Source organism: Pseudomonas fragi (assembly GCF_900105835.1).
GTDB classification, from domain to species: Bacteria; Pseudomonadota; Gammaproteobacteria; order Pseudomonadales; family Pseudomonadaceae; genus Aquipseudomonas; species Aquipseudomonas fragi.
In genome coordinates this window covers 2,256,919-2,277,305 of record NZ_LT629783.1, presented here as the reverse complement: position 1 = coordinate 2,277,305, position 20,387 = coordinate 2,256,919, and the positions used below count along the sequence as shown (strand labels likewise).

Annotated in this window: 20 protein-coding genes and 1 tRNA gene; 6 read left to right on the top strand and 15 right to left on the bottom strand. The window is 59.0% G+C overall.

Annotation, left to right across the window (positions count from 1 at the left end; genetic code table 11):
- Positions 1-29: 29 nt before the first annotated feature.
- From BLU25_RS10490 to BLU25_RS10470, 5 genes are all read right to left on the bottom strand, one after another.
- Positions 30-971 carry a ribose-phosphate pyrophosphokinase gene (locus BLU25_RS10490; protein WP_019825119.1) on the bottom strand — a complete coding sequence of 314 codons (942 nt, stop codon included), beginning with the start codon at positions 969-971 and terminating at the stop codon, positions 30-32.
- 45 nt (positions 972-1,016) lie between these two features.
- Positions 1,017-1,091, bottom strand: a tRNA-Gln gene (locus BLU25_RS10485).
- Positions 1,092-1,128: 37 nt separating this feature from the next.
- Positions 1,129-1,989: a 4-(cytidine 5'-diphospho)-2-C-methyl-D-erythritol kinase gene (gene ispE / locus BLU25_RS10480; RefSeq protein ID WP_016781751.1), complete on the bottom strand. Its 861-nt coding sequence runs from the start codon at positions 1,987-1,989 to the stop codon at positions 1,129-1,131.
- A 1-nt stretch (position 1,990) separates the two neighbouring features.
- Positions 1,991-2,617 carry a lipoprotein insertase outer membrane protein LolB gene (gene lolB / locus BLU25_RS10475; RefSeq protein ID WP_016781752.1) on the bottom strand — a complete coding sequence of 209 codons (627 nt, stop codon included), beginning with the start codon at positions 2,615-2,617 and terminating at the stop codon, positions 1,991-1,993.
- A 3-nt stretch (positions 2,618-2,620) separates the two neighbouring features.
- On the bottom strand, positions 2,621-4,345 hold the full coding sequence (locus tag BLU25_RS10470; protein WP_029611531.1) for a tetratricopeptide repeat protein: 1,725 nt from the start codon (positions 4,343-4,345) through the stop codon (positions 2,621-2,623).
- Positions 4,346-4,546: 201 nt separating this feature from the next.
- Here BLU25_RS10470 and hemA point away from each other — a divergent pair, with 201 nt between their 5' ends.
- The 6 genes from hemA to BLU25_RS10440 all read left to right on the top strand — a co-directional run bounded on the left by hemA (position 4,547) and on the right by BLU25_RS10440 (position 9,881).
- On the top strand, positions 4,547-5,830 hold the full coding sequence (gene hemA, locus BLU25_RS10465) for a glutamyl-tRNA reductase (RefSeq protein WP_016781754.1): 1,284 nt from the start codon (positions 4,547-4,549) through the stop codon (positions 5,828-5,830).
- A gap of 2 nt (positions 5,831-5,832) precedes the next feature.
- Complete coding sequence (gene prfA, locus BLU25_RS10460; RefSeq protein ID WP_083369633.1) at positions 5,833-6,915, top strand: peptide chain release factor 1; 1,083 nt, start codon at positions 5,833-5,835, stop codon at positions 6,913-6,915.
- A complete protein-coding gene (gene prmC / locus BLU25_RS10455) occupies positions 6,916-7,746 on the top strand; it encodes a peptide chain release factor N(5)-glutamine methyltransferase (RefSeq protein ID WP_029611595.1) in 831 nt (276 codons plus the stop codon).
- Complete coding sequence (locus BLU25_RS10450) at positions 7,740-8,495, top strand: molybdopterin-synthase adenylyltransferase MoeB (protein WP_016781756.1); 756 nt, start codon at positions 7,740-7,742, stop codon at positions 8,493-8,495. The genes prmC and BLU25_RS10450 overlap by 7 nt, the downstream gene beginning before the upstream one ends.
- Positions 8,488-9,279 (top strand): glutamate racemase, encoded by a 792-nt coding sequence (gene murI / locus BLU25_RS10445; RefSeq protein WP_016781757.1) that lies wholly within the window; start codon positions 8,488-8,490, stop codon positions 9,277-9,279. Before BLU25_RS10450 ends, murI begins: the two co-directional genes overlap by 8 nt.
- 83 nt (positions 9,280-9,362) lie before the next feature.
- On the top strand, positions 9,363-9,881 hold the full coding sequence (locus BLU25_RS10440; protein WP_016781758.1) for an acyloxyacyl hydrolase: 519 nt from the start codon (positions 9,363-9,365) through the stop codon (positions 9,879-9,881).
- Positions 9,882-10,707: 826 nt separating this feature from the next.
- Here the strand turns inward: BLU25_RS10440 and BLU25_RS10435 are convergent.
- From BLU25_RS10435 to BLU25_RS10390, 10 genes are all read right to left on the bottom strand, one after another.
- Complete coding sequence (locus BLU25_RS10435) at positions 10,708-11,013, bottom strand: YkgJ family cysteine cluster protein (RefSeq protein WP_016781759.1); 306 nt, start codon at positions 11,011-11,013, stop codon at positions 10,708-10,710.
- A gap of 163 nt (positions 11,014-11,176) precedes the next feature.
- Positions 11,177-11,683, bottom strand: a complete 507-nt coding sequence (locus tag BLU25_RS10430; protein ID WP_016781760.1) for a DUF2878 domain-containing protein — start codon at positions 11,681-11,683, stop codon at positions 11,177-11,179.
- Positions 11,676-12,947, bottom strand: a complete 1,272-nt coding sequence (locus BLU25_RS10425) for an SAM-dependent methyltransferase (protein ID WP_016781761.1) — start codon at positions 12,945-12,947, stop codon at positions 11,676-11,678. Before BLU25_RS10425 ends, BLU25_RS10430 begins: the two co-directional genes overlap by 8 nt.
- Entirely contained in the window at positions 12,934-13,734 is an 801-nt protein-coding gene (locus BLU25_RS10420) for a DUF1365 domain-containing protein (RefSeq protein ID WP_016781762.1), read from the bottom strand. Before BLU25_RS10420 ends, BLU25_RS10425 begins: the two co-directional genes overlap by 14 nt.
- Entirely contained in the window at positions 13,731-14,978 is a 1,248-nt protein-coding gene (locus BLU25_RS10415) for an NAD(P)/FAD-dependent oxidoreductase (RefSeq protein ID WP_083369632.1), read from the bottom strand. Before BLU25_RS10415 ends, BLU25_RS10420 begins: the two co-directional genes overlap by 4 nt.
- Positions 14,975-15,745, bottom strand: a complete 771-nt coding sequence (locus BLU25_RS10410) for an SDR family NAD(P)-dependent oxidoreductase (protein WP_016781764.1) — start codon at positions 15,743-15,745, stop codon at positions 14,975-14,977. The genes BLU25_RS10415 and BLU25_RS10410 overlap by 4 nt, the downstream gene beginning before the upstream one ends.
- Positions 15,738-17,183: a deoxyribodipyrimidine photo-lyase gene (gene phrB, locus BLU25_RS10405; RefSeq protein WP_016781765.1), complete on the bottom strand. Its 1,446-nt coding sequence runs from the start codon at positions 17,181-17,183 to the stop codon at positions 15,738-15,740. The genes BLU25_RS10410 and phrB overlap by 8 nt, the downstream gene beginning before the upstream one ends.
- 8 nt (positions 17,184-17,191) lie before the next feature.
- Positions 17,192-18,130: a MerR family transcriptional regulator gene (locus BLU25_RS10400; RefSeq protein WP_016781766.1), complete on the bottom strand. Its 939-nt coding sequence runs from the start codon at positions 18,128-18,130 to the stop codon at positions 17,192-17,194.
- Positions 18,131-18,132: 2 nt separating this feature from the next.
- Positions 18,133-19,101: a YbgA family protein gene (locus tag BLU25_RS10395; protein WP_016781767.1), complete on the bottom strand. Its 969-nt coding sequence runs from the start codon at positions 19,099-19,101 to the stop codon at positions 18,133-18,135.
- Positions 19,102-19,290: 189 nt separating this feature from the next.
- Positions 19,291-20,277, bottom strand: a complete 987-nt coding sequence (locus BLU25_RS10390; protein WP_016781768.1) for an NAD(P)/FAD-dependent oxidoreductase — start codon at positions 20,275-20,277, stop codon at positions 19,291-19,293.
- Positions 20,278-20,387: the final 110 nt, after the last annotated feature.

Sequence of the window (20,387 nt, the reverse complement as noted above, 5' to 3'; positions counted from 1 at the left end):
TCAGCAGAAGTCCAGAAAGGGCAGGGCCCTTAGCGGAACATCGCGCTGATCGATTCTTCGTTGCTGATGCGGCGAACCGCTTCAGCCACAACCGGTGCGATATCCAGTTGACGGATACGCGAACAGGCTTGTGCGGCAGCGGACAGCGGAATGGTGTTAGTCACCACCAGCTCATCCAGCATGGAATTTTCGATATTCTCAATTGCCCGACCCGACAGCACAGGGTGTGTGCAGTAGGCGAACACTTTGGAAGCGCCATGCTCTTTCAAGGCTTTAGCTGCGTGGCACAGGGTGCCGGCAGTATCGACCATGTCATCAACCAGAATACAGGTACGCCCTTCGACATCACCGATGATATGCATCACTTCCGAGTGATTGGCTTTCTCACGGCGTTTGTCGATGATACCCAGATCAACGCCCAAGGACTTGGCAACAGCACGTGCACGCACGACGCCGCCGATATCCGGGGACACAATCATAAGGTTCTCAAAGCGCTGATCTTCGATGTCATCCACCAAAACTGGGGAGCCATAGATGTTATCTACAGGAATATCGAAGAAACCCTGGATTTGGTCAGCATGCAAATCAACCGTGAGAACACGATCGATGCCGACTACGGTAAGCATGTCAGCAACAACTTTTGCGCTGATAGCCACACGTGCGGAACGCGGACGGCGATCCTGACGGGCATAACCAAAGTAAGGAATAACAGCAGTAATACGAGTCGCTGAGGAGCGGCGGAAGGCATCAGCCATCACGACGAGTTCCATCAGGTTATCGTTGGTCGGAGCACAAGTCGGCTGTATGATGAAAACGTCTTTACCGCGGACATTTTCATTAATCTCAGCGGTAATTTCGCCGTCGGAAAACTTGCCGACAGAGATGTCACCGAGTGGGATATGCAGCTGACGTACGACACGCCGAGCCAGATCGGGGTTAGCGTTCCCCGTAAAGACCATCATCTTGGACACGCGCAGTACCTGAAGGCTGAGGGTAACCTGGATGAGTATAAGAAATGGCAGGGGCGGCTGGATTCGAACCAACGCATGGCAGGATCAAAACCTGCTGCCTTACCGCTTGGCGACGCCCCTGTATCTGTTGCTACGAGTACCGTGTACCCGTTTCCTTTTACAAATTTTGCAGCTTGCGATGCAACATCGAGACATTGCTTCCTTTTGCTACAAACCCTGTAAGGGTCTCTGTAAGAAGGTGCAGCACTTTATCAGCATCTGCTTCGTTTGGGAAGGCCCCAAATATACAACTTCCAGTTCCAGTTAATTTTGCTTCGGTATATTTACCTAACAAATTCAAAGCGTTACGTACTTCTGGATAACGCTCCTTCACTACTGCTTCGCAGTCGTTTCGGCTGTTTCCCTTGGGAACGGGGCGCACTTTAATGGGCAAAGAGTCGCGTGTCAACAAAGGATCTGAAAATATTTCTGCAGTACTTACAGATACTTGCGGGACAAGCACGACATACCAGGGTTCTTCTGGCTCTGCAGGCGTAAGAATTTCCCCGACACCTTCAGCAAATGCGGCGTGCCCGCGGACAAAAACCGGCACGTCCGCCCCCAGGCTCAGGCCCAGTGCTGCCAGCCGGTCTTCATCCCAGGCCAACTGCCAAAGATGGTTGAGCGCCAGCAGGGTGGTCGCCGCATTGGAACTGCCGCCGCCGATGCCGCCGCCCATGGGCAGGATTTTCTTGATCCAGATGTCGATCCCCAGCGGGCAAGCGGATTGCGCCTGAAGCTTTTTTGCCGCCTTGACGATCAAATTGTCGTCGTGGGCAACGCCGGGAAATTCGGTATGCAGGCAAATAACCCCATCTTCACGCACGGCAAAGGTCACTTCATCGCCGTAGTCGAGAAATTGAAACAGCGTTTGCAGTTCGTGATAGCCATCTTCGCGACGGCCGAGGATGTGCAGCATCAAGTTCAACTTTGCCGGTGAGGGCAAAACCAGAGTGTTTCGATCCAGGCGGTCTTGCATCTTATTGACCCAACAAACGAGGTTGCCAATCTTTAACGACGAGCGTGACGTCCAGGTCCGGGCCGTGCAGCTTGACGCGCTCGGGCAGCCAGAAGCCGTTTTGCTCGACATAGCTCAAATATTCGATTTTCCAGCCGTCCTGCTCCAGGTTGGCCAGGCGACTATCGCCATTGAGTGTCACCCGGCTTTTGCTGCCGGGCGCAGGCAAGCCGCGTACCCACCAGACCAGATGTGACACCGGCAGGCTCCAGCCCAATTGTTCACCCAGCAACTCTTCGGGAGTCGGCGCTTCATAGCGGCCCTGATTGGCCACTTCCAGAAGCACGCTGCCCGGGCGCCCGGTCAGGCGGGCAGCACCGCGGCCCAGTGGCCCGGAAAGACGAATATCGTAGTAATCCTGGCGCTGCAGCCAGAACAGCGTGGCGCTGCCCGAATCTTTAGGGGCGCGAATGCCGACTTTGCCGTTGATTTGCCAGCCGTCGAGCCGGGTCAATTGCTGCTTGTGTGCCGACCACAGGGCAGGGCTGCCGTGGCCTTCTACGGATTCGCGGGCGCCGAAGCCCGCGCAACCGGCGAGCACGGCAACCAGGCTGAAAACTACGAGATGGCGCAAGTGACGATAAAACATGAGTTAAAGAGTCTCTGATCCGGTCAGGCGCAAAATGGTTTTGCGCAGAATAGGGCTGTCAGGATTTTCTTTGAGAAAAGTGCCCCAGATTTTTTTCGCTTCACGCTGTTTACCGTTTGCCCACAGTACTTCACCCAGGTGGGCGGCGACTTCCTGGTCCGGGAAGCGTTCCAGCGCCTGGCGCAGCAAGCGCTCGGCCTCATCAAGATTGCCCAGGCGGAAATTCACCCAGCCCAGGCTGTCGAGCACTGCCGGGTCATCCGGGCTCAAGTCGTAGGCTTGCTGGATCAGGGCCTTGGCTTCGGCGTAGCGGGTGGTTCGATCTGAAAGCGTGTAGCCCAGCGCGTTCAAGGCCATCGCATTGTCCGGCTCGCGCTGGATGATGGCGCGCAAATCCCGCTCCATCTGCTCAAGATCGTTACGTTTCTCGGCCAGCATGGCGCGTGAATACAGCAGGTTGAGATCGTCCGGGTATTGCTTGAGTGCTTGTTGCAGCGTGTTCCAGGCGCGATCGGTCTGATTGTTCGCCGCCAGGGTTTCGGCTTCGATCAAGTACAGCTGAATGGCGTAGTCGGGCTGTGCGTCGCGTGCCAAGGCCAGTTTTTTCGATGCCTCGGCACCGCGACGATGACTGATCAGGATGTCCGCCTGGCGCAGTTGTGCGGGCAGGTATTCGTTGCCCGGACCTACCAGTGCGTACTCGACCAGTGCGCCCTCGGGATCATTGCGTTCTTCGGCGATGCGGCCCAGGTTCAAGTGCGCCGAGTCGACATGGCTGTCGCGCTCGATCAACTCTTGCAGATAACCTTCGGCTTCGTCCCAGGACTTGCCTTCGAGGCAGACCAGTGCCAGAGAGAATCGCAGCTCATCGTCTTCGGGGTATTGCTCTACCAGGCTGGCAAATTGCACTTTTGCCTCGGCCATGCGGTTCTGCTCGACCAGGGTGCGTGCATAGGTCAGGCCCAGGCGTTTGTCGTCGGGGTACTGGCTGACGCTTTTTTTCAGCAGCGGCAACGCTTCATCACCACGGTTGAGGCTTTGCAACAAGCGGGCGCGCAACAGAATCGGGGCGATCTCACCGTTTTGCGGCGGGTTTTTCTCCAGCAGTTTCAGCGCGCCTTCGGCATCACCGTCCTGTTGCATCAACAGGGCCTTGCCGAAAATCAGCTGGCCGTTGTCCGGGTGCTTGGCCAGCAGGCTGTCAAAACTCTTTTGCAGGCCTGCACGGGTCTCGGCATCGGTCTCTATGGCCGCCAGGGCGAGGAAATCAAAGTGCGTGTCGCCCTTGGCCTGCAGGACTTTCTCCATGTACACCAGGGATTCGTCATAGCGGCCGTTACGCGCCAACTGAATGGCTGCAGCACGTTGTGCCTCGATATCGTCCGGGGCGTTTTTGACCCAGATCAGCGAGGTGTCCAGTGCAGCCTGGTCGGCGCCCAGGTACTCGGCAATGCGGAAAGCCCGTTCGGAAATGCCGGGGTCCTGGGTGTTGATCGCTTGCGTCACATAGTTATCTAGGGCGATATCCAGGCGATTGCGTTGGCCAGCCAGCTCGGCACTTAACAGGCTGTACAGCGTGTCTTCGCTGAACGAGCTGTAGACCGTGGGTTTTTCCGGGACGGAGGTAACGTCTTCAGTCGCGGATGAATCATCCGGGGACGTGGGGGCCAAGGCCTGGCAGCCACTGAGAAGGACGAGAGCGAGGAGCAACGCGGAGGATCTATTCATATAAGAGATGGGCGACTTACCTGCGGTCTGGGCATCATGACACATGCAATGGTGCAAACCATAACAGGTGCGACTATCGATATCCGGGGCTGATGATGGGTTCAACAGACGTTAACTATAGAGACAATAGTCAGCAATGGTTGTTCTGAATCTGGCGAAGTAGGACAATTGTCGGCTTCTCGTCATCATCAGCGATCTTGAATGGCCTTCCTCGCACTCGGTATTAACCACAAGACTGCTTCAGTAGACGTCCGCGAGCGCGTGGCTTTTACTCCGGAGCAGTTGGTTGAGGCCTTGCAGCAGCTCTGCCGCCTAACCGACAGTCGCGAAGCTGCGATCCTCTCCACCTGCAATCGCAGTGAGCTCTATATAGAGCAGGACCACCTTTCGGCAGACAGCGTGCTGAAATGGCTGGCGGACTACCATGACCTGAGCCTCGATGAATTGCGTGCCTGCGCTTATGTCCATGAAGACGATGCTGCCGTTCGTCACATGATGCGCGTGGCCTCGGGGCTGGATTCGCTGGTGTTGGGCGAGCCGCAGATTCTCGGCCAGATGAAATCGGCCTACGCCGTAGCGCGTGAAGCGGGTACGGTCGGGCCGTTGTTGGGGCGCTTGTTCCAGGCCACGTTTAACTCGGCCAAGCAGGTACGCACCGACACCGCCATCGGCGAAAACCCGGTTTCGGTGGCTTTTGCGGCCGTGAGCCTGGCCAAGCAGATCTTCAGCGACCTGCAGCGCAGCCAGGCCTTGCTGATTGGCGCGGGCGAGACCATTACCCTGGTCGCCCGCCACCTGCATGACCTGGGAGTGAAACGTATCGTGGTGGCCAACCGTACTCTGGAGCGCGCCAGTACGCTGGCCGAGCAGTTCGGCGCTCATGCCGTATTGCTGTCGGATATTCCCCAGGAACTGGTCCATAGCGATATCGTGATCAGCTCCACGGCCAGCCAGTTGCCGATTTTGGGCAAGGGTGCTGTCGAAAGCGCCCTGAAGCTGCGCAAGCACAAGCCGATCTTTATGGTCGATATTGCCGTTCCCCGCGATATCGAGCCTGAAGTCGGCGAATTGGACGACGTTTACCTCTATACCGTCGACGATTTGCATGAAGTGGTCGCCGAAAACCTCAAGAGCCGTCAGGGCGCGGCCCAGGCAGCTGAAGAGCTGGTGAGCATTGGCGCTGACGATTTTATGGTGCGCCTGCGTGAGCTGGCGGCAGTGGATGTGCTCAAGGCCTACCGCCAGCAAAGCGAACGCCTGCGCGACGAAGAGCTGCAAAAGGCCCAGCGCATGCTGGCCAACGGCAGCAATCCGGAAGAGGTGCTGGTACAACTGGCGCGGGGCCTGACCAACAAATTGCTGCACGCCCCCAGCGTGCAGTTGAAAAAACTTTCCGCCGAAGGCCGCCTCGATGCGCTGGCCATGGCCCAAGAACTTTTTGCCCTCGGTGAGGGCTCATCGCATAGCTCTGCGGATAAAAAATAGTAATGAAAGCGTCACTGCTTAATAAACTGGATATCCTCCAGGACCGTTTTGAAGAACTGACCGCATTGCTTGGCGATGGCGAAGTCATTTCCGATCAAACCAAATTCCGCGCCTATTCCAAGGAATACTCGGAAGTTGAACCCATTGTTGCCGCTTACGGGCAGTGGCTCAAAGTGCAGACCGACCTCGAGGGCGCCCAGGCGTTGCTCAAGGACAACGACCCGGACATGCGTGAAATGGCGGTCGAAGAAGTTCGCGAAGCCAAAGAGCGGCTGATCGAGCTGGAAAAAGACCTGCAACGCATGCTGCTGCCCAAGGATCCGAATGACGGGCGCAACGTGTTCCTGGAAATTCGCGCCGGAACCGGCGGCGATGAAGCGGCCATTTTTGCCGGCGACCTGTTTCGCATGTACTCGCGCTACGCCGAGCGGCGCGGCTGGCGGGTTGAAATTCTCTCCGAAAGCATCGGTGAGCATGGCGGCTATAAAGAAGTCATTGCCCGTGTCGAAGGCGAGAATGTTTACGCCAAGCTGAAGTTCGAGTCCGGCGTACACCGCGTGCAGCGGGTACCGGCGACCGAATCCCAGGGCCGTATCCATACCTCGGCCTGTACCGTGGCGGTGTTGCCAGAGCCCGATGAGCAGGAAGCCATCGAGATCAACCCGGCGGATTTGCGTGTGGATACCTACCGTTCCTCCGGGGCCGGTGGTCAGCACGTCAACAAGACCGACTCGGCGATCCGTATCACGCACTTGCCTTCGGGCATTGTGGTGGAGTGTCAGGAAGAGCGTTCCCAGCATAAAAACCGGGCGCGGGCGATGTCCTGGCTGTCGGCCAAGTTGAATGACCAGCAAACCAGCGCCGCGGCCAATGCCATTGCCAGTGAGCGCAAGTCGCTGGTGGGCTCGGGGGATCGTTCCGAGCGCATCCGCACTTACAATTTCGCGCAGGGGCGAGTGACCGACCATCGTGTCAACCTGACCCTGTATTCCCTGGATGACGTACTGGCTGGCGGCGTTGATGCCGTTATCGAGCCATTATTGGCGGAGTTTCAGGCTGATCAACTGACAGCCCTGGGTGAATAAATGACTATTATTGCCAGCTTGTTGCGTGCTGCTGAACTGCCTGATTCGCCTACGGCCCGTCTTGATGCGGAGCTGCTGCTGGCCGCTGCCCTGGGCAAGTCGCGCAGCTATCTGCACACATGGCCCGAAAAAATCGTCAGCAGCGAAGCGGCACTGACCTTCGCCGAATACCTGCTGCGCCGCCGTGCCGGTGAGCCGGTGGCCTATATTCTGGGTCAGCAGGGTTTCTGGAACCTTGATCTGGAGGTTGCGCCGCATACGCTGATCCCGCGCCCGGACACCGAGCTGCTGGTCGAAACCGCGCTGGCCCTGCTGCCCGCAAGCCCGGCCAGGGTGCTGGACCTGGGCACAGGCAGCGGCGCCATTGCCCTGGCATTGGCCAGCGAACGCCCCGCCTGGCACGTCACTGCGGTTGACCGGGTGCTTGAGGCCGTCGCACTGGCCGAACGCAATCGCCAGCGTTTGCAGCTCGACAACGTCAATGTGTTCACCAGCCACTGGTTCAGCGCACTGGCCGATCAGCGCTTTGATCTGATCATCAGCAACCCGCCTTATATTGCCGCCGGTGATGTGCACCTGGCTGAAGGCGATGTGCGCTTCGAACCCGAGAGCGCCCTGGTCGCCGGTGCCGACGGCCTGGACGATATCCGTGAAATCATCACCGCCTCGGCACAGCACCTCAATGCTGGCGGCTGGTTGATGCTGGAACATGGTTACGATCAGGCTGCGGCCGTGCGCCAACTGTTGCAGGACGCCGGTTTTGCAGCGGTTGAAAGCCGCAAGGACCTGGGCGGCCACGAACGCATCACGTTGGGTCGCCTGCCGTGCTGACCGACGAGGAGCTGTTGCGCTATAGCCGACAGATCCTGTTGCAACAGGTCGATATCGATGGCCAGTTGAAGCTGAAAAACAGTCGTGTGCTGATTGTCGGCCTGGGCGGGCTTGGCTCGCCCGTCGCGCTGTACCTGGCCGCAGCCGGTGTCGGCGAACTGCATCTGGCCGACTTCGACAGCGTTGACCTGACCAATCTGCAGCGCCAGGTCATTCATGACAGCGCCACTGTCGGTGAAAGCAAGGTCGATTCGGCCTCGCACCGGTTGCGCCTGATTAACCCGCATATCACGCTGGTCGCCCACCGCTCGGCACTGGATGCCGACTCGCTGGCCGACGTCGTTGGCGCAGTGGATCTGGTGCTCGATTGCTCAGACAATTTTGCCACCCGTGAAGCGGTGAACAGGGCCTGTGTTGCGGCGCGCAAGCCGCTGGTCAGCGGTGCGGCGATCCGTCTTGAAGGGCAGTTGTCGGTGTTTGATTCGCGTCAGAGCGCCAGCCCCTGCTACCACTGCCTGTACGGGCATGGCAGCGAAGAGGAGTTGACCTGCAGCGAAGCCGGTGTGATTGGCCCCTTGGTGGGGGTGATCGGCAGCTTGCAAGCTCTTGAAGCGCTCAAGGTCCTGGCCGGTTTTGGCGAGCCGCTGGTGGGCCGGTTGTTGCTGGTTGATGCCTTGAGCACGCGCTTTCGCGAGCTGCGGGTCAAGCGTGACCCGGCGTGCAGCGTGTGTGGTACAGGCCATGCGTGAAGCGCCGGTTGGCGTTTTCGACTCCGGGGTCGGTGGCCTGTCGGTGCTCAAGGAAATCCAGGCACTGCTGCCCAATGAGTCGCTGCTTTATGTGGCGGACTGCGGGCATATTCCCTATGGCGAAAAAAGTCCCGAGTTTATTCGTCAGCGCTGCGCGGTAATGGCTGATTTTTTCCAGCGCCAGGGCGCCAAGGCGCTGGTGCTGGCCTGCAATACCGCGACAGTGGCCGCAGTGGCTGATTTACGCCAGCGTTACCCGCAATGGCCCCTCGTTGGCATGGAGCCTGCGGTCAAGCCTGCAGCGGCGGCCACTCGCAGCGGTACAGTGGGCGTACTTGCCACTACCGGGACGTTGCAAAGCGCCAAATTTGCCGCTTTGCTTGACCGTTTCGCCAGCGATATCCGGGTGATCACCCAACCTTGTCCGGGGCTGGTGGAGCTGATCGAAACCGGTGACTTGCACAGCGATGCCCTGCGCGCCTTGTTGCGCGGTTATGTTGAGCCATTGCTGGCCGCTGGCTGCGACACCATTATCCTGGGTTGCACCCATTACCCTTTTCTCAAGCCTCTGCTGGCGCAGATGCTCCCGCCATCGATCACCCTGATCGATACCGGCGCCGCCGTGGCGCGCCAACTCCAGCGTCTGCTCGCCGAACAAAACCTGCTGGCCGCCGGGCCGCCTCGCGAAACACAGTTCTGGACCAGTGCTTCACCTGAACACTTGGGAAATATCCTGCCAGTGTTGTGGAATAAATCTGGCGTTGTGCGAAGCTTCGATCTGTAAAAAAACAGAACTTATGCTTCATGACACCTGCCTGATGAAGCGCATAACAACTGACATGTGCATATGAAAATAGGATTTTTCTTATGAAGCGACTGTTTTGTCTGGCTGCGCTTGCAGCCGCTGCACTGGGGCCAAGTCTTGCTGCACAGGCTGCCGGGCTTGAATTCGCGGTGGGGCACACCAGCGAATCGACCATGACCTATCGTCTGGGGTTGAAGTCTGACTGGGACAAAAGCTGGCTGCAAAGTGATGTGGGGCGTCTGACTGGATATTGGGATGGAGCTTACACCTACTGGGAAGGTGACAAGTCATCCGCGAGCAACAGCCTGTCGTTCTCGCCCGTGCTGGTGTACGAATTTGCCGGAGAAAGCGTAAAGCCTTACCTCGAAGCCGGGATCGGGGTGGCGTTGTTCTCCCATACCGAAGTTGAAGGCAACCGGCTGGGCAGTGCTTTCCAGTTTGAAGACCGCCTGGGGTTTGGGCTGCGTTTTGCGGGGGGGCATGAAGTCGGGATACGTGCCACACACTACTCCAATGCCGGGATCTCCAGCCGCAATGACGGCGTAGAAAGCTATGCGCTGCATTACACAATGCCGCTGTAGAACCGGACATTGTGGAAGCAGAATCACCGCATAGTGCCTGACAGACCGCGCCGTATGCATCGCAGGCAAGCCAGCTCCCACCGGTCATGGGGGGCTTCCGCTATTTGGGGGCATCACTGTGGGAGCGGGCTTGCTCGCGATGGCATCAGCGCGAAATACCTGACAGACCGCGCCGTAAGCATCGCAGGCAAGCCGGCTCCCACTGGTCATGGGGTGCTTCCGCTATTTGGGGGCATCACTGTGGGAGCGGGCTTGCTCGCGATGGCATCGGCGTGAAATACCTGACAGACCGGGCCGTAAGCATCGCAGGCAAGCCAGCTCCCACTGGTCATGGGGTGCTTCCGCTATTTGGGGGCATCACTGTGGGAGCGGGCTTGCTCGCGATGGCATCGGCGTGAAATACCTGACAGACCGGGCCGTATGCATCGCAGGCAAGCCAGCTCCCACCGGTCATGGGGTGCTTCCGCTATTTGGGGGCATCACTGTGGGAGCGGGCTTGCTCGCGATGGCATCAGCGCGAAATACCTGACAGACCGCGCCGTAAGCATCGCAGGCAAGCCTGATCCCACCGGTCATGGGGTGCTCCGCTATTTGGGGACATCATTGTGGGAGCGGGCTTGCTCGCGATGGCATCGGCGTGAAATACCTGACAGACCGGGCCGTATGCATCGCAGGCAAGCCAGCTCCCACCGGTCATGGGGGGCTTCCGCTATTTGGGGGCATCACTGTGGGAGCGGGCTTGCTCGCGATGGCATCAGCGCGAAATACCTGACAGACCGGGCCGTATGCATCGCAGGCAAGCCAGCTCCCACAAGGCGTTCAGTGTTTAGCGGTACGCCGTCGAAATCCCCTGGCGTTCATTGAGGCATTCGACTTCGCCCATTTCAAACTCGCGACAGATCAGTGGGCGCTTCTCATAGATGGTGCACATCATGGTGTTGCGGTCCAGGGCCGCGCACCAGCCATCATCCAGGCGCAACATCACTTCGCCGCCCCAGTCATCCTCTGCAATAAAGCGCTCGGGCACGCCGGTGTCGGTGATCAGCATCACTTCCAGTTGGCAGCAGCATGCCGCGCACGTCGAACAGGTAACGGCGGGTTCGGTAATTTCGGTCAGGGGGATGTTGGTCATAGGCGCGCAGTGTAAGGCAGTGCCGCCGTCAGGTGTGAATGTGCTGATGAACGCAGGTGTATAAACACTTGTAGCAGCTGCCGTAGGAACGAGGCTGCGTCCGGCTGAGTAGCCGTCTTAAGTCAGCCATTGCGGTTTGCCAGATGAACCTCGCTCTCAGAATTTACGATTGCTGCGCAACCCGACGTAGCCTGGCGGCAACTGCTACAAGGACCGCAAACAACCCGGCCCACAACAGGCTCAACCCGGCCAGCGTCGGCCACAGGCCCAGAGGGAATTGCACCGCGCCCAGACGTTGCCCGGCGTAATACGACAGCGGTCCACCGATGGCTCCCAGCAAAACAGAACGCCACCAGGGCGTGGCAGTCCACGCCAGGCAATGGGTCAGGGTGATGGCCAGCAGGGCCCAAAGCAGCATCAGCCAGAACGGAATCAACACCCCGGGCTGGGCGAAGGCGAAAAATCCGGCATTGAGCAGCAGGCTGTCCACTGCCGTGCCAAGTAAACAGACCACAACCACTAACCGCACTTCTGCCAACGAAGGGCTGATAAACAGCAGATGCACCAGCAGGGCGCCCGCGGCCAGCAGTAACCACAGGCTATTGCCGCCCAACACACAGGCAAACCAGCCGAACTGGAACAGCCCGGCATTGGCCAGGTTTTTAAGCATTGAACCGACCCAGCAATGGCGCGGGCATGGCCGCCGGTTTGGCCAGCAACAGTTGTGCAGTGCCGATGCTGCGCTCAAGAAAGCCACCTTCGCAGTAGCACAGGTAAAACTCCCACAGGCGCAGAAAGTAGTCGTCGTAGCCCAATTCCGTTAAACGGCCGTGTGCCCGGCGAAAGTTCTCATGCCACAAACGCAGGGTTTTGGCGTAGTGCAGGCCAAAATCCTCCATGTGCATCAGGTTCATGTCGGTGTCCTTGCCAACGATTTCGAGCATTTTCTGCACGCTGGGCAATGCGCCACCGGGGAAGATATAACGCTGGATAAAGTCCACGCTGCTTTTCGCCTGTTCGTAACGCTGGTCGCGAATGGTGATGGCTTGCAGCAGCATCAGGCCGTGGGGCTTGAGCAACTGGGAGCATTGCTTGAAATAGCTGGGCAAGAAATGATGGCCGACGGCTTCGATCATCTCGATAGACACCAGCTTGTCGTATTGCCCGGTCAGGTCGCGATAATCCTCCAGCAGTAACGTTACTTGCTCTTGTAAGCCCAGCGCCTCGATGCGGGCTTGGGTGTAGTCGAACTGTTCTTTGGACAATGTAGTCGTCGTCACCTTGCAACCGTAATGTTGCGCCGCATACAACGCCATGCTGCCCCAGCCGGTACCGATTTCCAGCAAATGGTCTGTGGGCTTGAGGTCGAGCTTCTGGCAGATGCGCTGCAGCTTGTTGAGCTGGGCTTGCTCCAGGGTGTCGTCAGCCGTTAAAAACTGCGCCGCTGAATACATCATGGTCGGGTCGAGGAATTGCTCGAACATCTCATTGCCCAGGTCGTAATGCGCGGCAATATTCTTTTGCGAGCCCTTGCGGGTGTTGCGATTGATCCAGTGCAAGCCGCGTATCAACGGGCGACCCAGGCGGGCCAGGCCACCTTCCATTGCATCGAGCACGTCCATGTTGCTGACCAGCACGCGGATCACTTTGGTCAGGTCAGGCGAACTCCAGTAGCCATGAATAAAGGCTTCGCCGGCGCCAATCGAGCCGTTGCTGGCAATCATGCCCCAGACACTTGTGTCGTGAATCTGCACCTCGCCGACCAGACCCGCGCCGCTGTCACCAAACATCAGGCGTTCACCGTTTTCGATGACCACCAGATGCCCGCTTTTCAATTGACTGAGTTGGCGCAGCACCCCGCGTCGCAGTAGTGCGCTGGTCAGGTTATGGGTAGTCGACAGTGAGGTTTTGCTCACCAGGCTAGGGCTCTTCATGGCGTTGATCCTTGGGTTGCAGGGCGGCAATGCGAAAGGCGCCGTCGGCGGCCTGGTGGGAAAAAATCGGGGTGCGCTTAAGAAACAGGCGCAAGGCTTGCCAGTAGATGGCCAGACAAGTTTTGGCGGTCATCCACGGGAACTGCCGCAAGTAGCGATGCAGGCCCGGGCGATCCAGCACTGTGCGCTGCAGGTTGAGGGTGGCGTCGAACAGTTTGAGGTCGCCCTGCCAGTCCGCCATATGCACCCCGAGCCGGGCCTGGGGCGGGCTGAAACTCATGCGATATTCCAGGTCTCGTGGCAGAAACGGCGACACATGGAAGGCCTTGGCCACCGCAACGTGGGCGAAACCGTCTCCCTTGGCGGGGAGCACATAGTGATAACGTTCGCGCCAAGGCGTATTGGTGACTTCGCACAGGACGGCGGCCAGTTTTCCGTCAGCTTCGTAGCAATAGAAGAAACTCACCGGGTTGAAGGACAGCCCCCAACTGCGGGCTTGTGTGAGCAAGCAGATCGGGCCTTGCGGGGTATAACCCAAAGCGCTGGAAACTTGCTGGCGCACCGCATCAATCAGGCGCATGCCGGTTGCGGTGAAGGTTTTCAGGTAATCGGTTTCACGAAAGGAGAAGGGCGCAAAGCGGCTTTTTCCTGCCAGCGGTGAAAGCCCCAGTACAGCGTCTTGCTCATCCAGATCCAGATACAACAGGCCTATCTGATAGCGAAAGGCATGGGGCTTTGGGGCAAAGCGTCGATGGCCGATCCAGCCGCTGTACAGGGCGCTGTTCATAATGGCTGGCCAAAGGCCTGGGCCACGCGCAAGGCGCTGACCACGCCGTCTTCATGAAAACCGTTGGCCCAATAGGCGCCACAAAAGTAGCTGTGTTGCGCGCCCAGCAGTTCTTGCCAGCGCGCTTGTGCGGCAATGGCGGCCAAACTGTATTGCGGGTGGGCATAGGTGTAGCTGGCCAGCACCTTGAGTGGATCAATGGCCGGGGTTTGGTTGAGGCTGACGCAGAATGTGGTCTCGCTCTGAATCCCTTGCAGGATGTTCATATCGTAGGTCACGGCCGCCCGTTTTTGCCCTTCGCCACCGAGGCGATAATTCCAGCTGGCCCAGGCCAGTTTTCGGTCGGGCAGCAAGCGGGTATCGGTATGCAGCACCACATCATTGTCGGCGTAGGGCATGGCCCCCAGGATCTGTTGTTCTGCGGCTGTAGGTTTTGCCAGCAACCTGAGGGCCTGGTCGCTGTGGCAGGCAAAGATCACCTTGTCGAAGGATTCAGTACCGCCAACGCTATGCACCAGAACGCCTTCGGCATTGCGCGCGACCTGGATCACCGGGCAGTTGAGACGAATCCTGTCGGCAAAGCCTGCGCTCAAGGGTTTGATGTAAGCACTGGAGCCACCCTCAATCACACGCCATTGCGGGCGATTGCTGACGCTGAGCAAACCGTGATTCTTGAAAAAACGCACAAAGAATTGCAACGGGAAGGCGAGCATGTCGGCCAGGGACATGGACCAGATAGCAGCCCCCATCGGCACAATGTAGTGCTCGATAAAGCGCGAGCCATAGCCGCGTTGCTGCAGGTAGTCGCCCAACCGGGTATCGCTGGCAATACGTTGCTCGTCCAGGTCGCGGATGGCTTCGCGATTGAAGCGCAGGATATCGCGCAACATGCCCCAGAACCTCGGCGACAACAGGTTGCTGCGCTGGGCAAACAGGCTGTTGAGGGTGTTGCCGTTGTATTCGAGGTTGCTATCGGTGTCGTGGACGGAAAAGCTCATTTCAGTGGCTTTGGAGCGCACCCCCAATTGATCCATCAGCTTGATGAAGTTGGGGTAAGTCCAGTCGTTGAACACGATAAAGCCGGTATCCACGGCATAAGCCTGGCCTTTGACGCTTACATTGACGGTATGGGTATGGCCGCCGACCCAGTCACTGGCCTCGTACACGCTGATATCGTGTTCTTTATGCAGCAAGTAGCCGCAGGTCAGCCCTGAAATCCCGCTGCCAATGATCGCGATTTTCATGATGGCTTACCGTCGGATGTGCGTGCCAGACGCTTGCCGAGCGCCACTTGCAAACGTTTTGGCAGGTTGGCCAGCAGCCGCAGGATGGCAATGAACGGTGTGGGAAAGGCGATTTCCAGCGGGCGTTTTTCCAGTCGCTGGCAAATATGCTGCGCCGCTTTTTGCGCTGGCCAGCGCATGGGCATCGGGAAGTCGTTGTGTTCGGTCAAGGGCGTGTCAACAAAGCCCGGGCTGACGAGGGTCACGTCAATGTTCTCCTGGGCCAGATCGATACGCAGCGATTCAAGCAAGTAGCGCAGGCCCGCTTTCGATGCTCCATAAGCCCCGGCCCGGGGCAGTGGCCAATAGGTGACCGAACTGACCACGCCCACCAGATGCGGCTGTAAGCCTGCGCGCAACAGTGGCAGTGCGCTCTCAAGGCAATAGCTGCTGGCCAGCAGGTTGGTGCGCACCACGCGTTCGACCAGTGCCGCGTCGAACTGGCGGGCGTCGACATACTCACAGGTGCCGGCATTGAGGATTACGGTATCCAGCGCGCCCCAGGCCTGGGCGATGCGTTTGCCGATCTCGCGTACCTGTACGCTGTCGGTCAGGTCGCCGGGCACCAGCAAGACTTGTCCGGGGTAACGCTCGGACAGGATTCTCAAGGGCTCCAGAGTGCGGGCGGTCAACGCCAGCAGGGCGCCGCCGCTGAGCAATACTTCGGCCATCTGCGCGCCAATACCGCTGCTGGCGCCCGTAAGCCAGATCCGCCGCCGATCAACCATGGCTGGCCTCCAGCATTTGCCGTGACGGCAGGTTTTTGAATGCGCTCAGGGCCCGGTCGCGGCTTTGGCTCAGGTTGACGATGGGCGCCGGGTAATTGGCCACGCCAAACAGACCACCCAGGGAGGCAGGGTTATGGACCTGTTTTTTGTTCAGGTCTTTCAGCTCGGGTAACCAGTGCTTGATGAATTTTCCCTCGGGATCGAAGCGCTCTGACTGGGTGACCGGGTTGAAAATACGGAAGTACGGCACGGAATCGGTACCCGTCGATGAACTCCACTGCCAGCCGCCGTTGTTGGCGGCCAGATCACCGTCGATCAGGTGCTGCATAAAGAAGCGTTCGCCTTCGCGCCAGTCGATCAACAGGTTTTTGGTCAGGAACATCGCCACCACCATGCGCAGGCGATTGTGCATCCAGCCGGTTTCCAGCAGCTGCCTGATGGCCGCGTCGATAATCGGGAAGCCGGTGCGCCCCTGTTTCCAGGCGCTCAGTTCATCCGGCGCGTTGCGCCAAGGCAGGTATTCGGTTTCCGGGCGAAAGGCGCGATGACGTGAGACCCGTGGGTAGCCCACCAGGATATGTTTATAAAACTCGCGCCACAGCAGCTCGGTGATCCAGGTAAAGACCCCCGGGCTGCCGCTTTCAAACTCGCCGTTGTTGCTGTGCAATGCTGCGTGCAGGCACTGGCGGGGGGAGAGCACCCCTGCTGCAAGGTAAGGCGAAAGCTGGCTGGTGCCGGGTTTGGCGGGCAGGTCGCGTTCGTCCTGGTAATAGTGGATTTGCTCGTCGGCAAACTGTGCCAGGCGCTGGTGAGCCTGATCTTCGCCTGCCGGCCACAGTGCCCGCAGTGATTCGCTGGGCACTGTGAAACCGCTGACAGACTCGGGTATGGCGTCGCTCTCAATATTCAGCAAAGACTGCTTCTCAGGCTTGGCAACCTGCTTGGGCAAGGCCATATGCAGGCGGTTGTAGCAGATCCGGCGAAACTGGCTGAAGACCTGGAAATACGAACCCGACTGCGTGAGGATGCTGCCCGGCTGGAACAGCAACTGGTCGAGGTAGCTGTGAAACTCGATGCCCTGGGCTTCAAGCGCCCGGGCCACCGCCTGGTCGCGACGGGTTTCGTGGATACCGTATTCCTGATTGGTGTGAACCGCCTCGACACCGTGCTGCCGGCACAACTCAAGGAGCACCGCAGGGGCCTGGTCCCAGGTGGGCGCGGTACGAATCAGCAAAGGAATATTGAGCTGTTGCAGGCTGTCGCTCAGGGTGCGCAGGTTGCGCAGCCAGAAGTCGACCTTGCTCGGCGCATCGTCATGGGCCAGCCATTGCTCGGGGCTGATCAGGTACACGGCCAGGGTGGGGCCGCGTTTGGCGGCGGCGCTCAGGGCGGTGTTGTCGTCGTGGCGCAAGTCGGTGCGCAGCCAGATCAGTTGCATGTCATTTCCTAGCGATAAAGGCCGAGTTGGCTGAGGCGTTGATGGGCCTCTACCGGGTCGTGGGCCAGATACAATCCTGCGATCTCGGTTGTAGTTACGGACAACTGGTCGAAGTGGATGCATACCGTTGGTCCGGCGATCAGGGTCGGGCAGTCGATACCCTGCAACAGCCGGGGCAATTGCTGGGTATTAAGGGTTTTACTGGAGTACAGCACCACGGCGCGGGGCTGCAAATGCTCGACAGCCAGGCCCAGTTCGCCGCCGGGTACAGGGGCGTCGAAGACTTCGACCGGGCAGTGGCTGCTGCTGATCAGCAAGGCGGTCAGCCACAGTTGTGGCTCAAAGGGCAGGTCCGAATGATTGATCAGCAGCACCGGCGCGCCCTTGAGCGAGCGGTTGTTGTGATAAATCCGCGCGCCCAGTTTGCTGCGCAGCCAGGAGTGGAAAAACACCCGCTCCAATTGCGCACCGAACTGCCCTTGCCAGCGTTGTTCCAGCTCGTTCAAAAGGGGCAGCAGCAGTTGCTCGCAGAGCGGGCGGGCAGGGTAGAGCGACATTGCCTGGTTGAAACAGTCATCGAGGCGGCGTTCGGCCAGCTCACTGATGGCTTCAATCATGGTTTGCCGCCACGCCTGCCAGTCGCTGTCAGGAGCCGGGGCCAGTGCAGCTGGCGCGTTGAGCAACGGCTTGATCTGGCTGACCGACACGCCACGGTTGAGCCACAACAAAATCTGCTGGATGCGCTGGATATGTTCGGTCGAAAACAGGCGATGGCCCTTGGCCGTGCGGTGCGGCACGATCAGGCCGTAGCGGCGTTCCCAGGCACGCAGGGTCACAGCATTCACGCCGGTGATGCGCGACACTTCGCGGATCGGCAACCAGCCTTCGGCCAGCGCCTGGCTGTAGTCCGTATCAGGGGTGTTGGACATAATCAGGTCATCATTCATGGTCAGATGGCATTACGCAGGCTGAGGTCTTCCGGATGCGGCTGCAGGTAAACCTGGCGCGAGATATAAGCGTGCGGGTGCAGGCGAAAGTGATGCTTGAGCAGGGTCAGCGGCACGACCAGTGGCACGATGCCGTGCAGGTACTGGCCAATCAGTTGCTGGACTTCCTGCTTGTCTTGCGCGCTGATGGATTGCTTGAGGTAGCCACTGATATGTTGCAGCACGTTGGTGTGGGTGCGGCGGGTGGCGCATTTTTTCAGGGCTTTCATCAGCTCGCTGAAGTAGTGCGGGGCAATGGCTCGCGGGTCTTGCTTGCCGAGGTTGCCGAGCAGAGCGCCGAGTGTTTTGTATTGCACCGGGTGATGGGCCATCAGCTGGTATTTGTAGCGAGCATGGAACTCGGTCAGTGAGCGGCGGGTGATGCCCTGTTTGAGCAATGCCTGCCAGGCGCTGTAGGCGTAAACCCGGGTCATGAAGTTTTCGCGCAGCACCGGGTCGTTCAAACGGCCGTCTTCTTCCACCGGCAAGTCGGGGTTGGCGTCGCAGAAGGCCCGGGCGTAGATACCACGCCCGGCAAGCTCGGCAGGGCGGCCGCCATCCTGATACACCTTGACCCGCTCCAGTCCGCAGGACGGTGACTTCTGCATAAAAATGTAGCCACAGATGTCAGTGTGCTCGGCGGCCATTTCCATACCGTAGTCGTGCAACGGGCGGGTTACGTTCAAGGTGCTGTCGACAGTGCCTACCGCCTGGGGCGCTGCTGGGTCGCCAACCAGGCGCACTGGCTGGCGCGGAATGCCAAGGCCGATGGCAACCTCGGGGCACAGCGGGACAAACTCGAAGTGCTGGCTTAACGCCTGGCTGCACAACCGCGATTCTTTATGCCCGCCGTTGAAGCGCACCTCAGCCCCCAGCAAGCAGGCGCTGATGGCGATTTTCGGTTTGTGTTGAGCGGATGCGGTGCTGGCCATGTGACGAACCTCCAAGAATTACTTGTACATCTTTCTGTTGATGTACAACTTGAGTTCATCATATGCCGGATGTTGTACAAGTCAAATTTCTTGTACAGGTATTTGCAGGATTATTAATTCCCCGTAGCAGCTGCCGAAGGAACGCAGCCTCGTTCCTTCGGCAGCTGCTACGGCAAGTTTTGTGTCAATTCAATCCAGATGCTCGATCAGCCGCCGCGCGGCTTCCTGGCCGCTGAGCCAGGCGCCTTCGACGCGGCCTGACAGGCACCAGTCGCCGCAGGCATACAGGCCCAGGTCGGAGTCCGCCAGTGCGCCCCATTCATGGGCCGCCGCAGGCCGGGCGTAAAGCCAGCGGTGGGCCAGGCTGAAAATCGGTGCGGGGGTCGGGAAGTGCATCAATTCGGCAAAGGCACCGTGCAAATGCTCGATGACCGATTCCTTGGTGCGGTCGAGGTTCTGTTTGCTCCAGGCGCTGGTCGCATGCAGCACCCAGGTGTCGGGCTGGCTGTCACGCCCGGGTTTGCTGCGGTTGCGCGCCAGCCAGTCGAGCGGGCTGCCTTGTACAAAACAACCTTCCATCGGCGTATCGAGGGGGGACTCGAAGGCCAGGGCAACGGCCCACGCAGGCTCCATTTTTACCCCCGCAGCGGTACTGGCCAGTTTGGGCGCGCTGGACAGAAGGGAGGTGGCCTGTGGCGCCGGTGTGGCGATGATGACGTGGCTGAAGGGGCCGTGCTCCTCGCCTTCGGCATCGAGCAGATGCCAGTGTTTTTCACCCCGGATCAGGTCAGTGATCTGGCAGGTAAAGCTGATCGGCAACTGGCCCAGCAAGCCACGGGTAATGGCGCTCATGCGCGGCGTGCCCACCCAGCGGGTCTGTTCGTCCGGGGAGGGGGTCAGCTGGCCATTTTTATAGTGGTACAGATGGGGTTCCCACTCGACGGCCCAGCCGTTGGCCTGCCATTGCTGGACTTCATCGACAAAACGGCGGTCGCGAGCGGTGAAATACTGAGCCCCCAGGTCCAGTACCCCGACATCGCTGCGCTTGCTCGACATGCGTCCGCCGCTGCCACGGCTTTTATCGAACAGATGAATCACATGCCCCGCCTTGTGCAGGAAATTTGCTGCTGCCAGCCCGGCTATGCCGGCACCGATAATTGCGATGGGTACAGTCATTAGGGCCCCCGATCTCTGTTTGCACAGACTACGCCGTCGGCAATACCTGTACAATTCTGATTTTTAGTATAAGTTTTAGCGTTTCTTCCGGATCCATGTGGCCTATTCTT